A 14,534-nucleotide genomic window follows, 5' to 3' on the forward strand; every position below is an offset into this window, starting at 1 on the left:
ATGCCTTAAAGTTGTAGTTATGCTTCTTAAGGCAATTGTTAATCATTAAATTTACTTTTCTTCGTTGCGCTTTTTATGAGATCATTTTTTTTCACTTTTCTTTTACTTTTCACCCTTTTGGAATCATCGAAAGCTCAGGATGCACTAAAGGCTTTAAAATATTTTGATGAAGGTGATATTACAAAGGGCATTGAGAAACTAGAGAAAGGAATAGAAAAGGATACCGGGGCACCAGCGAATTATTTTGTTTTAGCACATCTATATAGTCTTCCTAGCTTTTATGCTGAATCAGTAGACTCTGCTCATTATTACATTCAAGTGGCCGACACGAGTTGGAATAATCTTAAGGTAAAGCTTAAGAAAAAATATGATCGGAAGGGGATGGATTCTCTTAAAATAGAACAGTTGTCCTTGAAAATTGATAGCCTAGCCTTTTCTCTGGCTGAAAGTAAAAATAGTGCGGCAGCCTTTAATCATTTTATTAAGGTTTATCCTGATTCAAGGCAATATAAAGATGCTATTCTTTTAAGAAATGAGTTGGCTTATAAAGAAGCCTTAAGCGTTAATACACCAGAGGCACTTGCAGATTTTTTTAGGAATTACCCTGATGCTCCTCAGGCTAAAAAAGCCAGGGATGTGTTTGAGAATTTATATTATGAAGAGTTTACTGCCTCAAAAAGTAAGGAAGCCTATGAACAGTATATTTTACAAAGGCCAAATACCATTTTTGCGGAGGAAGCTGCACTAAACTTATTAAAGCTGGCAAGTACAAACATTAATTTAAAGAAGTTAGCTGAATTCACACAGCAATTTAGTGATTACAAGGCGGCTCAATTAGCCTCAGACTATTACAATTTTGTAAAAAGTGAACAGTCGGGTAACCCGCTCTTAACCCACTATGAAGATTCTATTTATTATTTTTTTGATGTTAATCAGCAGGAGTTTCTGGACCTAAAGCTCAAAAATGTGATTCCTGACAGTTGCAAATGGATTACAAATGGATACATCGAAGTTCAGGCGGAAGATCAGCGTAGGTTATTGAATAAGAAAGGAGAGTTAATTCTGGATAAATCTTCCAATTCTGAGAAATTAAGTTTCGGATGGATTAAATATCCAGAATCAAATTCATACCTCTTTAACATCAAGCATATCATCAATCATGAACTTTTAAATGACCAGGGATTGGAATTTAACATGCTGAATCCTTTTTATTATGCAAAGCAAGAAGCTAAGGGTTGGCAACTGTGTACTTTTACGGGAGAACCATTACTAAAAAGTTATGTCGATTCCATCTGGTTTGAAAATGATATATTCTTTCTAAAAAAGGGTGAAAAGATAGCTATAACAAGGCAACAAAGCTTTGAAAAGAATTCACTAACAGATTTACAGTCATTGGCCTTTCTTTATACAGACTATGCCTTTCTGGATGATTATATATGGTTAGCCTCAGACAATTTTGAGACTGTTTTAAACAAATCAGACCTTCAGATAATGCTTCCGTTGCAGTTTGCAACCATTACCAATAAAGGATCTTATTGGTTGGTTAGAGAAGAAGGTAATACTACTCTTTATAATAAAGAATTTACTAAGCTGATCGATGATAGGTTCCAACAAGTAGTGGTAAAGGATGAAACGGTTGCACTTGAAAAGGACAATAAGTGGGCCTTAGTCAATTGGAGTAAAAATCAATTTCCTTCCTTTGTTTACGACTCTGTTCGACTTTTTACGGATTGGTTGGCTTATGCTGAGAATGAGAAAGGAAGGCAGCTAATATTTGAAGACAGTATTACTGTTCAAATTGATGATGAGAGTAAATTTCAGCTATTGAATACCTATAATGAGGTCGTACTTCAAATGGATAAAGAAGTCCGGTTTTTACAGGTGACTAATGAAAAGGGTTATTCCAGAATTTTTGATGGTGGTGGTAAACAGGTGTGGGAAGGAGAATACGTGGAGCTTAAAATTTTGACACCAGATTTAATTTATATAAAAAAGAAGAGAGAAGATTTACTGGTTGATTTAAACAAAGGTATTACCAAACTAGAAGGTGTTACAGCTGTGGGGAGCTATAATGAAGGACTTATTCCTTTGTTAAAAGAAGGATTGTTTGGTGCATATTCCGTAAATCTTAAGCAAATAATTTCACCAGAGTCAGATGCCAGACTTCAAGTCTTTAATAAAGATTCGGTTTACATTTTTAAAGAAAGTGGAAAGCTTGGCTTATGTTCAAATTCAGACATAATAGTTGATGCTCAATTCAATAAGATCTTAAAATTGAATGATAGAATGGCCTTCGTTGAAAATTCCAATAAATGGCAATTGATTAATATACTAACTCAAGATAGCTTGTCGGACAACCTTCAAACAGTTGAGGTTTTGAAAGTTAAGAATGAAAACTATTTTAAAATAAGAGAAGATAAAGGTTTTGGTATATTAAATAACAAGGCAGATTTGATCGTACCGGCTATTTTTAATTCACTTACATTATATAATCACAAAGATCAGCTACTGTGGATAGCAGAAAGAAATCTTGAAGAACTCGACTATAAAGTGTTGGCCTACATTAATAAGGATGGGGAAATATTATTTAAACAAGGCTTTAGCTCTGAAGAGTTTCTTGTTAACAGCTGTGATTAATTCTTCAGATTTAACAATTAGAAAACATACCGAATTTTCATTTTTCTTTAAAAGCTTATCTTTGTGGGCTGGAAAACCAAACCATCAAATTCTATGCTTAGCTACCAATCATTTTTTAGACTGTCAGCTTTTTTAAGTGTTATTTTAGTGTATTCATGTGTCCCTAAAAAAAAGGCAGATCACAAAGTGAAGCCTAAACTGGTAGTGGGTATAGTGGTAGATCAAATGCGACCAGATTACATCAGCAGGTTTTCTGAGCATTTTACTGATGGCGGATTTAAAAGATTAGTAAAAGAAGGTTTTTATAATAGAAATACACATTACAATTATATCCCTACTTATACTGGCCCCGGTCATGCGTCCATTTATACGGGTACAACCCCGGCTACTCATGGTATTATAGCGAATGATTGGTATGATAGAGGCCTTGGCAGATATGTTTACTGTGCTGAAGATACTTCTGTTAATTCAGTTGGTACTGATTCAGATGATGGAAAAATGTCACCACATAGATTGTTAAGCACAACTATTACTGATGAACTCATGCTAGCCACTAATTTTAAATCTAAGGTGGTTGGTATTTCTATTAAGGATAGAGGCTCAATACTTCCGGCAGGTCATACACCAACAGCTTCTTATTGGTTTGATGGTAAAAGCGGAAATTTTATTACCAGCACCTATTATACCAACGAGCTGCCTAACTGGGTAAGGGATTTTAATAACAGAAAACTAGCGGAGCAATATTTAAAAGGAAGTTGGGAATTAAGTATGTCAATGGAAAAATACACGGCTTCAACTGCTGATAATATGCCATATGAGCATGTGATTGATACGGTGAAAGGAGCTGTGTTTCCGTACGAGCTGAGCAAGTTATGGAATCCTGAGAGAGGATATAGCCTGATTAAAAGTACACCTTACGGGAACACCATCTTGACAGAATTAGCTAAATCAACTATCTCTTCAGAAGAAATGGGAAAAGATGAGATTACTGATTTCCTTGCCATGAGTTATTCATCATCGGACTATATAGGTCATGCTTTTGGTCCTCGTTCAATTGAGTTGGAAGATATGTATATTAAGCTTGATCAGGAGATTGAAGGCTTATTAAATTTTTTAGATAAAAACGTTGGTAAAGGAGCTTATACCGTATTTCTTACTGCAGATCATGCTGCCGCAGAAGTGCCTCAATATTTAATGGATAAGGATATTCCTGCTGGTTACTTTGATAATAGAGCGTTAAGAAGCAAAGTTGAAGAAGTGTTAACTAAAAGGTTTGGGAAAGGTGAATGGATTGAAAGCTTCTCAAACGGTCAATTCTTTATTAATCATCAAACTGTTTTAGATAGAAAGGTAGCACTTGAAGAGGTAATAGAAGCAACTATTCAAGAAGTACTTCAATTTAAGGGAGTGGCAGAAGCCTACAGTGCACTTGAAATTAGAGAAAATGAATTCACTCAGGGCATGAAGATGCGCTTACAGAATGGTTATAATTTTCAACGATCGGGAGATGTATTACTTACTTTAGAGCCTGGCTGGTTTGGAAAGGGAGGTAGTGCCACAACTCATGGTTCTGGTTACACATACGACACGCATGTTCCTCTTCTATGGTATGGAGCCGGCATTTCTTCAGGTGAATCTTTTGAGAGACAAAACATAACTGATATTGCTCCCACCTTGTCATTTATGCTTGATGTTAAGCTACCAAATGGAGCTATAGGTGAGCCAATCAAGGAAGTTCTTGGGGTGCATGATAATTAAAATTTCATATACCATTTGAATTGCTCATCCAGTATTCTGGTTTTTTCTTTTCTTACGTAATCGAGAAAAGCCTGGGCTACTGGTGATAGTTTTTTCCCTTTAAGCCAAATCAAACGCCATTCTGTGCTAATGGGTAAGCCTTCTGATTCAATTATATAGAGCTGTTTGTTCAATAACTCATTTTTAATGCCTATTACAGGCATTATAGAATTGCCAAGTCCGGCAATTACGGCTTGCTTAACTGCTTCATTGGAAGTTAGCTCCAGCCGTTTGCGCTTACTGCCTTCGTGCGTAAGAAAATAGTTTTCCATAGCTGCTCGGGTGGCAGAGCCTTTTTCTCTATAAATTAAAGGTATATTGGCTGATCTGTTAGGTTGACTGCCTATAAGAAAAAGTTTATTGGCAATGATAATTTCCTCTTCCACCTGCACGTTTTCGGGAACCACTGAAACAAGGGCGAGTTCTGTCTGATTATTTTTTAAACTTTCCATCACCATAGTTTTATTGGTTACATCCAAAACAAGATCAACGGCAGTGTTCTGTTCAATAAATCCTGATAAAAAAAATGGAATAACATACTTTCCGGTTGAGGCTGAGAAGATTTTTAGTTTACCGGTAAGTAAACCTTTATAAGCCTGTGTTTTGTAATTAATATTTGCAATTTCCTGGATTATCTTTTCTGCAATTAGAGCTATTTCCTCCCCAAACTCTGTAACATACAGTTGCCTTCCAATTACTTCGGTTAAGGGAATATCGAACTGATCTTGAAAGTTTTTAAGCTGAATAGAAACCGCAGGCTGAGTCATAAAAAGCTCTTCTGCAGCCTTAGTTATGCTTTTTTTCTGGGTGACTTTTAGAAATATCTGAAGTTGGTTAATGGTATAATTCATAAAATATATTTATGATTCACATAATAAATATAAATAAAAATTTATGAACAGTATTATTCATTTTTGCCTTTATAAAATAAAATATAATGGAAACAGCATTTAATAGCGAATTAGAAAAGAACATCGAACAGAAGGTAAATCTTATCAAAGGAGAGTTCTCACCTTCAGAGGCGGAAGAAATTTTGTGTCATTTAATTGATAAGAAAATCAACTTCCACAAAGTAAGAGACTTTAGCAGAGAAATAAGGTTCGGTATTAATGAGAATAGCTCATCGAATCGAATTGAAGAACTACAAGAGGTAAGAGAACGAGTTTCCGACATCGTAAAAGAAGCTGAGCTAAGAGGTAAGTCAATGAAGATTAAGGCTAATATTGAAATAGAGCTTGTTTAGGCAAACTTCATATCCTGATTTTCAACAAAAAACATAGCTCATGACAAGTTCGAACCTACTTTATTTCATTTTACTATCACCACTATTCTTTTTAATAGTGGCTATGCTCTCTCGTTATCAAGTTGGCTTAAGGCCTCGTTTGGTTATTAAAGCAGCTAATCTGGCAACCATCTTTGGTATAATAGCAGCTGTTTTTGGTTCAGTACTGATGCTCAATTATGGCTCTTTACAAACAACTGATGCGGACAAATTCCTCCAGGTCGCCAATATAAGACTTGATGCTGTCAGCCTAATTATGTTTGGGATGATTGCTTTATTGAGCTTTGTTATTATTCGATATAGCAAAAACTATTTAGATGGTGACAAAAGACAAGGAGTATTTCTAGGTAGGTTGTCTGCGACAATAGCATCTGTTCAACTTTTGGTGCTAGCAGGAAACTTGGCCATGCTTTTTGTTGCCTGGGTTTTCACCAGTATATGCTTAAGTAGTTTATTAACATTTTATGCTGACAGGCCAGTTGCACTAATAGCTGCTAAAAAGAAATTTATAATGGCGAGGTTGGCTGACGCTTCACTGCTGGTTGCTTGTATTCTTCTGTTTATGGAATTTGATACGATCAATCTTGAGGCAATTTTTGTTGGAATTGGTGAGTTAACACCGGCCTTTTTAACAAATGGAAATTTAGGTTTGGTAGCTACCTTTTTGGTTATGGCTGCTATGCTGAAATCGGCTCAATTTCCTACTCATGCATGGTTAATTGAAGTAATGGAAACACCAACTCCTGTTTCGGCTATGTTACATGCCGGTTTACTAAATGCCGGTCCTTTCCTTATTATTAGAATGGCTTATGTGATGGAAGCTACTCATGCGGCAAGTTCCTTACTGATTTTGGTAGGAGGGTTTACAGCTATTTTCGGCTCTGTAGTATTTATGACTCAAAGCTCTGTAAAAACAGCATTAAGTTATTCAAGTATTGCACATATGGGGTTCAGCTTAATGGTATGTGGCATGGGTGCCTATGGTGCTGCTATGCTTCATCTTGTAGCTCATTCATTTTATAAATCGCACGCTTTCCTTTCTTCAGGAAGTGTTATAGATGCTTTAAAATCTTCTAAGGGCTTTAAACTTAATCCAAAGAAAAACATTCTTTCTGTAATTCTTAGTATTGTGTTAGCCTCTGGTATATATGCTGGTTTCGCTTACATAAAGGATATAGACTTAGTAAATGAAATACCATTACTGGCTATTGGTCTTGTTATCCTATTAGGGATGACACGGATTTTCTCTTTAGCCTTTAATGGAAGCAATCTCCTCAGTTTTACTTCAAAGGCCGCTTTATTTGGTCTTCTAGTGGTGACCTCTTTCTTTGTTCTTGAAAGTGCTATGGCGGTGTTATTAACAGATGCTGTTCCTGAATTAGCTGCTTTAGCTACTTCTCAATATGTAATGATTGGTGGATTGACCACTGCTTTCGCCATAATTGTTTTCATACAGGTTTGCGATCCTTTTATAAGCTCACGTCCTGCTTTTAAGGTGCTTTCAATACATTTAAAAAATGGTCTTTATATCAATGCACTATTTGATAGAATGATTGGTGCTTTCTATGTAAGACCAGAATCTATTGATTATAATGAAGCAATAAATTCGAAAATCACTTATCCTGAACTAACTAAAGCTACTCAAGAGGAAGCTACTTTAAATCATTAAACCAATCTCATGGAAAATAAAGTAATGAATGATATGGATAATAAGACTTCAATAAATAAGAAGCATCTTTTTGAGATAGTAAACGATGCTGCCAAGAAAGTAGCACCTCTATGGCCACTTGAGAACTTTGTTGCAGTCAATCCTTTTATGGGTATGAGTGATAAAAGCTTTAACAGAGTAGCTCATGAATTATCTATTACTGCTGATATTCAGATGACTCTGCCAACTGCTTTTTACCTTCAGAAGATTGATGAAGGTACCATTAAAGAAACTGATTTGGCTGCGATTTTAGATAGAAAACAGCATCATAATTATTCGGATGTCGATGATTTCATACACGCCTTAAAAAACTACAAATATGAAGATGCCCGATCTTTTCAGCTTGTGGTTGATTTAGCTTCAGAATTAACAGGTAAAGATTGGGATAGATACGTTAAACATAGAATTACAACTTGGGCTACTTCTTACTTTGATAAAGGTCAGGCTAGCTGGCAGGCCTCATTTACTGGAGAGAAGCTTTTCCATGCCTGGAAGAAAGAAGCCGAAATAGACAGAACATCGGATATATCAGGAATAAGAGGTTTCAGGAGGTTATTAAAGGCGATGCCTGATGATCATTTGCTGGCTATTGAATATGCTTGTGAAACTTTAGGCATAAACCAGAAAGTATTACCTATTTACTTACAAAGCTTATTGTTGCGCAATGGTGGCTGGGCAGCTTTTATCGCTAAAATAGATTGGGATGCTAAACTCAAAGGCGAAGAGTCAAACGTGCTCACACAATTTGTAGCAATTCTACTCACTATGGAGTTAGGTCTGTTTTCTTGTATAAAGAATCATGAGTTAATGAATCGCTGGGATTCAAACATGCGGAACTTATCAGATATTGAGTTTGATAATATGACAAATGGACAACTCGTAAATAACTTGATTTTACAAGAGGCCTTTGATCATGCCAAGCAACGTGAGTTGATAGAGAAACTTAATATGGCTAGTCCTACAAAAGAAAACAAAGTTAAGGTTAAAGCGCAGGCGATCTTCTGTATTGACGTTCGCTCGGAGGTGTTTAGAAGGAATTTAGAACATGTAGATAACGCAATTGAAACATTAGGTTTTGCAGGCTTCTTCGGCTTTCCAGTTAAACATGTGCCTATTGGTCAAAAAGAAGGTGATGATCATTGTCCAGCCTTAATTACAACTTCTCACACTATTGAAGAGTATATTCCTGACAGTGACTTAAACAAAAGAGCTTTCAACTCAAGCAAGCTGTTCACACAGTTTCAACAATTGGTAAAAACTTTTAAGTCTGGAGCCATTACTTGCTTCAGTTTTGTAAGTCCATTAGGACTGTCATTTCTTCCAAAACTATTTACTGATTCCTTTGGACTGACAAGTCCGGTAAAAAAGCCATCCAGTCAATTTGGTGATAAGATTGAAAGTAAGAAGGCAGTCAATCTATCAACCATAAGTGGGGCAGAAATTACTACTGGTATACCGCTGGAAGACAGAGTTAAGCTGGCAAAAAATGCATTGAAAGCTATGAGCTTAACTTCCGGATTTGGAGAGTTTGTTTTAATCGTTGGCCATGCGGCAGATATGGTGAACAACCCACATGCATCAGGATATGATTGTGGGGCCTGTGGTGGTAGAAGCGGGGCACCAAATGCAAAGGTTGCTGCCAAAGTGCTTAATGATGTTAAAGTACGTGAAGCACTAAATGTTGATGGTATAAATACCCCGAAAGAAACCGTTTTCATGGCTTGCCTGCATAATACTACAACTGACGAAATCAAAGTTTATCATGAAGACGAACTAGATGCAGACAAGTTAAATGCTTTTCAATCAGTGAAAGAATCATTAGCAATGGCAGGCCATTTAACCAGAGCAGAAAGATTGCTCAGGTTTCAGTCAGAAGGTGATGATGTTAATAAGGAGATATTCAAAAGAACGAAAGACTGGTCGCAAGTGAGGCCTGAATGGGGTTTGGCGGGATGCTCTTCTTTTGTGGTAGCTTCAAGGGAACGTACAAAAGCTGTCAACCTTGATGGCAAAACATTTTTGCACTCTTACAATTGGCAGCAAGATGAAAATTTCGCTGTACTTGAATCGATCATGACAGCACCTATGGTGGTTACAAATTGGATTAATTTACAATACTTTGCTTCTACTGTGGATAACCTACATTTCGGTTCAGGTAACAAAACGCTACATAATGTATCTGCAGGAGTAGGAGTTTTAGAAGGCTATTCAGGAGACTTAAGAGTAGGCTTACCATGGCAGGCCGTTCATGATGGAGAAAAATATCAGCACGAGCCAGTTAGATTAAAAGTAGTTATTGAAGCACCAATTGAAGCTATGAATAAAGTGCTCGCTAAACATGATAATGTAAAGCAACTATGTGATAATGGCTGGTTGCAATTACTAGCGATGAACGAGGAAGGCAGGGTTGATCAGCGCTATAATGGCAATTTACAATGGAACCCAATTGAACAGTAGGTTAATATTTTTACTCAACTCTAAAGCTAATCCAGAAATGGATTAGCTTTTTTAATTTCCATATAAATGAATTATACATTCTCTAAATTTTATATAGTTTTATAGTCTACTATCAACCTGATTGAATGACTATGACCAAACTATTTAGCCTCAGTTTATTCTTTTTGAGTCAAATGCTTTTTGCTCAGCCAGAAAGTAATTTAGAAAAGGAGTGGGTAAAATATGTAAATACTGAGTTCGAACTCAGTATGCCTGTGTCAAAAACAAATTACAGACCGGTTGCAGTTCCTTTTGAAAAGAGTGTGGTAAAGCGAATTCTTAATTCTGTTAATGCACATGATTTCTTAGAATATAGAGGGTCTAATGACGAATTCTTTTGTACAGTGCAGATTACAGCCTTTGAGGAGGAAATGAGCACAGAAGGAGTTTCAACTAAATTAATGCAGGCTTTAAAAGATGAACTTGACAAGCTGGATAATAAGGATTTGGTTTACGAAAATCTTGAGCCTATCCAGAATGAAAAGAGAATATACCTGGAATATAAAGGCATAAAAGAAACCATGACTATGGTTATGTGGATTAGCCGAAAGCGTGTTATCACAGTTTACCTTACTGATGTTAATACCAATAAAAAGTGGACCAGGAAGTTCTTGGAGAACTTTAAAGTCTATGAATAAACAGAGATTAGAAAAATTGTTAAAAAACTTTTCGAAATAGTGTAATAAAAAGTAGAGCATGCGGACTAAAGTGCTGAACGTTCGAAAAAATCTACTTTATGCATAAAGGTGAAAATTGAATTGAAACCTTTAATCACTATTAAAATGAAAAGATTAGTATTTGCAATCGCTTTATTATTTACAATAAGTTTTACGCTTAACGCTCAAATTAATAAGAGCTATTCTGAATTTGAGGTAGAAGTTACAGGCTCGGGACCGAATTTATTATTAATCCCGGGTGCAACATGCAGTGGGGCAGTATGGTATGAAACTGTAAAAGAATTATCGAATCAGTACACCTGCCATGTTTTTACGCTTGCTGGCTATGCAGGAGCTAAGCCATTGGAAGAAGCACCAATTTTACCACAGATCGAAAAGGCATTAGCAAACTACATCCTAAAAGAAGCACCCAAACCAGTTGTAATGGGGCACAGCATTGGCGGTTTTATTACGCTTGAGTTGGCTATCCAAAATAAGGACTTAATCCAAAAAGCCATTGTGGTTGATGCGCTTCCATTTTTGGTAGCGGCCAACAATCCAGCCATGACGGAAGAAATGGCAAAGCAGTATCCTGTTGAGCCTATGCTGAAACAATATAAGGAGATGGGTGAAGAGCAATTCCGCAATATGCAAAGCCAAGTGGTAACGAGTATGTTGGCTAATGAAGCTTATCATGATAAAGTTTTGGATTGGTCCATGAAGTCTGACAGAGCCACCATGGCTTACACTATGAATGAAATGATGACTACAGACTTAAGAGATGATATTGCGGCTATTGAAATTCCTGTTATGGTTTTGGGTGCATGGTATCCTCAGTCGCCTTATCCGAAGGAGCAAACAGAAGCACTTTATGCCTCACAATACGAGAAGCTTGATAAGCTGCAGTTAAAGATGGCTGATAATGCCAGGCACTTCATTATGTATGATTCGCCAGAATGGTTTATGAGTCAGGTAAAGGGTTTTCTTTCAGCTAAATCTCTTTAATTTTAGCACTACATTAGCCTATAGCATGCACAATCAGAAGCAAAAATTTGAATCCTTTCTTTTAAATCATAAGGATAAAATATACCGGATTTGCCGGGCTTATGTGTACTATCCTGAACTTACGGATGATCTTATGCAGGAGGTTCTGATAAACCTTTGGTCTAGTCTGGCCTCCTTCAAAGGTCAATCGCAGCTCACTACCTGGGCTTACCGGGTAACGGTTAATACAGCTATCTCTTTTAATAAAAAGGAGAAGACTTATCAGGGGAAAAATGCTGGTGAGTATAAAGGTGAATTGACAGATGATACTTCACACCGATCCGCCCAGCTGGAAAAAGAAGCACAGTTAGAAAGGCTTCATTTAGCCATAGCGGATTTACCCAAAGCTGAAAGACTGCTGATTGGTATGTACCTGGAAGATATTTCCTACAAAGAAATTGCGACTATTCTGGGTACAACAACAAACCATGTTGGTGTAAAGCTGAATAGAATTAAGAAACAGTTATCAAAAAAATTAAGCTAATCAATTATGGATATAGATGATTTAAAAAACGATTGGCAACAAGAAACCAGTTCCTCTGCACATATAGAAATTGCAGCTGATAGCTTGCAACAAAAGCTGGAACGACTAAGGAAGAAAATACTGAAAACGAATATCTTCCAAACAGTGGTGATGAGTATCACCATGATATTCATAGCCTGCATATGGTATGTTTTCAGAGAGGGCAGGAGCTGGGCTTTTCATGCCAGTATCGTGAGCATTGAGTTATTAATAATTGCCATGGTAAGTTTCTTTTGGTCGAGAACCATTTTGAAGAGAGAGCTTAGCCTGGAGCAAGAAACAGGTGTCTTTATCAGGAATAGCCTTAAAAGACTAAGAAGAACTATTTTTCTCACGAAAGTAGCCACACCGGTTTATGTGATTTTACTATGGATAAGTCTTATGCTGTATATGTATGAGCTGATGCATTCAGATATGAAAATGTTTTGGATAGCATCAGGTATAACCACAGCTTATATGTTAGTGGTTTTAATTTTTGGTTATAGAAAGCATCGGAAGAAGCAAAGAAAAAATGTTGAACCAATAATTAAGGAGTTGGAAGAAATGTTGGAGACTCTGGAAGGATAAAAAGATAAGCAGCTGATTAGCTGCTTTTTTTATGCCTTTCGATGAACGGCTTGGTCTATGGGATTTAATTATATAGATTGGAAGTTGTATTTTACAAATAAAATCAATCAAAACCTAAACAGAGGTGGTTTCCATAAAACCGCTCTCATTGATTTTTAATAATGAAAAATAAGAGGAAAATAAACGCACTGCATAATTCAGCGAGCTTCTCACTTTTTGTAACCTCTTATGCTCCATTATTCTTTTTAATAATTTTTAAGCAAGTTTATGAAAATATACAATTTCTTAGTTGGGGTGGACTTAATTCAGCTTCAATCACAATTTTTATAGAAAGGTTTGGGTTGTCAACTATCCTTTTGATGATTGGAGTTGTTGGTATTTACGGAACATACAAAACTCTATCCAATATACATGAAAGAGCTAAAAACGGATTTCAGGTTGAAATAACTGACCTAAAGAATAGAAATAGCGAAGCTATTAATTACATCGCAACGTATATCATTCCATTTGCTTTTCAATCATTTGATAGTTGGCTAGACCTAATATCCATATTAACTATAATTTTTATCGTTTATCGCATATATATAAGCTCATCATTAATATTAGTAAATCCAATGTTAAGCTTTAAATATGGACTTTTTGAAATTGAATACGAGGAAAATGGAAAGATCAGAAGTGCCTTTCTAATATCTAGGGATAAATATATTTCTGAAAATCAAAAAGTTTTGTTGTATGAAGTTGGACATAAGATGTATTATTCAATTAAACCAAAATCGAAGTGATAAAAGACTTACTAAGAAAAATAAAAGAAAGTGATTCAGATAATCTCAATTTATATTTTGTAACAAGAAAACTAAAGAAAGGGATAAAGGCTAGAGCCAAAGTATTGGAGAAGTACGAGTTTACTGTATACAGTGTTGATATTGATGATGAGATACGTGAACATTTATATGATTTGACAATTAAACAGTTCGACAACGTTGTAGAAAAAGAGCTTGAGACGACCCCCTTTGAAGTCATTTCTGATGATATTAAAAAGATTTTCACTTATGACATGACTAATAGAGCTATGTCTTTTGCAGATGTAGTAAATAATCAATTAGCCAATAAATCTTTATTGAATAAAATTAATGATCTTTCTGATTTATTAAAGGAAGAGGAATTGTGGGCTTATTCTGTAGGCTTTTATGACGAATCTGATGATGACTGGTTTTATACTTTCCGTAAAATACTTCGTGGAAAAGTGGTTGTTGATGAAGAAAATAGAAAAAGTAAAAAGCAGAAAGTTAATTTTTTCAGAGCAAAATTTGATGTTGATAATAGTAAGCTAGAGATGCTTCATGGAGAAACAGTCAATTTAGATGAAAAAGTTGATTGCATATTTTATAATGAAGTCTTTTATATTCTTCAAAGAACGCAATTTGAACAGATTACTGGAATGGCGGAAGAATTTAAAGTGGAGGCGCAGAATGTTGTTGAAGAACTGAAAAAGACTAATCTGTTTGAAGGACTTGAGCTATTAGAGCAACATGTAGAAGACAAACCACCTCTTCATAAAAAGTTGGTAAGACTAAAAAAGGTTAATACCTATCAAAACCTTAAAATTAAAGATATCAATAGAATGCTTAAAATTGCTAAAAAATATGGAGGCATACTAAGAAAGGACAAGTCTGGTAAACTTTTAATAGAAAGTAAGGAAGATATTGATTTAACTATTAAGGTTCTGGTTGACTACTTTAAAAAAGGAGAATTTTCTGGTAATTCATATGGAACTTATAGTGGTAAGCAAATATCTTAATATCTAGGTTAAGCATATAGTAATTA

12 protein-coding genes are annotated in these 14,534 nt (G+C 35.7%); 11 read left to right on the plus strand and 1 reads right to left on the minus strand.

What is annotated here, in order from left to right:
- Positions 1–75: 75 nt before the first annotated feature.
- Positions 76–2,637, plus strand: coding sequence for a tetratricopeptide repeat protein (locus tag JKP34_RS05520; RefSeq protein ID WP_201918508.1), 2,562 nt, complete (start codon positions 76–78; stop codon positions 2,635–2,637).
- A 93-nt stretch (positions 2,638–2,730) separates the two neighbouring features.
- Positions 2,731–4,395: an alkaline phosphatase PafA gene (gene pafA, locus JKP34_RS05525; RefSeq protein ID WP_201918516.1), complete on the plus strand. Its 1,665-nt coding sequence runs from the start codon at positions 2,731–2,733 to the stop codon at positions 4,393–4,395.
- Here the strand turns inward: pafA and JKP34_RS05530 are convergent.
- Positions 4,392–5,285, minus strand: a complete 894-nt coding sequence (locus JKP34_RS05530; RefSeq protein WP_201918518.1) for a LysR family transcriptional regulator — start codon at positions 5,283–5,285, stop codon at positions 4,392–4,394. The two genes, pafA and JKP34_RS05530, sit on opposite strands and share 4 nt — an antisense overlap.
- Positions 5,286–5,371: 86 nt before the next feature.
- Here JKP34_RS05530 and JKP34_RS05535 point away from each other — a divergent pair, with 86 nt between their 5' ends.
- The 9 genes from JKP34_RS05535 (at position 5,372) to JKP34_RS05575 (ending at position 14,508) form a co-directional block, all read left to right on the plus strand.
- Positions 5,372–5,677 carry a hypothetical protein gene (locus JKP34_RS05535; protein WP_201918520.1) on the plus strand — a complete coding sequence of 102 codons (306 nt, stop codon included), beginning with the start codon at positions 5,372–5,374 and terminating at the stop codon, positions 5,675–5,677.
- Positions 5,678–5,717: 40 nt separating this feature from the next.
- A complete protein-coding gene (locus JKP34_RS05540; RefSeq protein WP_201918522.1) occupies positions 5,718–7,385 on the plus strand; it encodes a proton-conducting transporter transmembrane domain-containing protein in 1,668 nt (555 codons plus the stop codon).
- 9 nt (positions 7,386–7,394) lie between these two features.
- On the plus strand, positions 7,395–9,881 hold the full coding sequence (locus JKP34_RS05545) for a YbcC family protein (RefSeq protein WP_236664900.1): 2,487 nt from the start codon (positions 7,395–7,397) through the stop codon (positions 9,879–9,881).
- 131 nt (positions 9,882–10,012) lie between these two features.
- Complete coding sequence (locus tag JKP34_RS05550) at positions 10,013–10,558, plus strand: hypothetical protein (RefSeq protein ID WP_201918524.1); 546 nt, start codon at positions 10,013–10,015, stop codon at positions 10,556–10,558.
- A 144-nt stretch (positions 10,559–10,702) separates the two neighbouring features.
- Entirely contained in the window at positions 10,703–11,581 is an 879-nt protein-coding gene (locus tag JKP34_RS05555) for an alpha/beta fold hydrolase (RefSeq protein ID WP_201918526.1), read from the plus strand.
- Between the two features lie 25 nt (positions 11,582–11,606).
- A complete protein-coding gene (locus JKP34_RS05560) occupies positions 11,607–12,104 on the plus strand; it encodes an RNA polymerase sigma factor (RefSeq protein WP_201918528.1) in 498 nt (165 codons plus the stop codon).
- A 6-nt stretch (positions 12,105–12,110) separates the two neighbouring features.
- Positions 12,111–12,710 (plus strand): hypothetical protein, encoded by a 600-nt coding sequence (locus JKP34_RS05565; protein ID WP_201918530.1) that lies wholly within the window; start codon positions 12,111–12,113, stop codon positions 12,708–12,710.
- Between the two features lie 161 nt (positions 12,711–12,871).
- On the plus strand, positions 12,872–13,492 hold the full coding sequence (locus JKP34_RS05570; RefSeq protein ID WP_201918532.1) for a hypothetical protein: 621 nt from the start codon (positions 12,872–12,874) through the stop codon (positions 13,490–13,492).
- Positions 13,489–14,508: a Kiwa anti-phage protein KwaB-like domain-containing protein gene (locus JKP34_RS05575; RefSeq protein WP_201918534.1), complete on the plus strand. Its 1,020-nt coding sequence runs from the start codon at positions 13,489–13,491 to the stop codon at positions 14,506–14,508. Before JKP34_RS05570 ends, JKP34_RS05575 begins: the two co-directional genes overlap by 4 nt.
- Positions 14,509–14,534: the final 26 nt, after the last annotated feature.

The sequence above is a fragment of the Marivirga atlantica genome, from assembly GCF_016734805.1.
Taxonomy (GTDB): Bacteria; Bacteroidota; Bacteroidia; order Cytophagales; family Cyclobacteriaceae; genus Marivirga; species Marivirga atlantica.

Bases quoted from the DNA above. Each gene is read 5' to 3' on its own strand.
- JKP34_RS05520 (WP_201918508.1), top strand. From the start codon at position 76: ATGAGATCATTTTTTTTCACTTTTCTTTTACTTTTCACCCTTTTGGAA.
- pafA (WP_201918516.1), top strand. From the start codon at position 2,731: ATGCTTAGCTACCAATCATTTTTTAGACTGTCAGCTTTTTTAAGTGTT.
- JKP34_RS05530 (WP_201918518.1), bottom strand. From the start codon at position 5,285: ATGAATTATACCATTAACCAACTTCAGATATTTCTAAAAGTCACCCAG.
- JKP34_RS05535 (WP_201918520.1), top strand. From the start codon at position 5,372: ATGGAAACAGCATTTAATAGCGAATTAGAAAAGAACATCGAACAGAAG.
- JKP34_RS05540 (WP_201918522.1), top strand. From the start codon at position 5,718: ATGACAAGTTCGAACCTACTTTATTTCATTTTACTATCACCACTATTC.
- JKP34_RS05545 (WP_236664900.1), top strand. From the start codon at position 7,395: ATGGAAAATAAAGTAATGAATGATATGGATAATAAGACTTCAATAAAT.
- JKP34_RS05550 (WP_201918524.1), top strand. From the start codon at position 10,013: ATGACCAAACTATTTAGCCTCAGTTTATTCTTTTTGAGTCAAATGCTT.
- JKP34_RS05555 (WP_201918526.1), top strand. From the start codon at position 10,703: ATGAAAAGATTAGTATTTGCAATCGCTTTATTATTTACAATAAGTTTT.
- JKP34_RS05560 (WP_201918528.1), top strand. From the start codon at position 11,607: ATGCACAATCAGAAGCAAAAATTTGAATCCTTTCTTTTAAATCATAAG.
- JKP34_RS05565 (WP_201918530.1), top strand. From the start codon at position 12,111: ATGGATATAGATGATTTAAAAAACGATTGGCAACAAGAAACCAGTTCC.
- JKP34_RS05570 (WP_201918532.1), top strand. From the start codon at position 12,872: ATGAAAAATAAGAGGAAAATAAACGCACTGCATAATTCAGCGAGCTTC.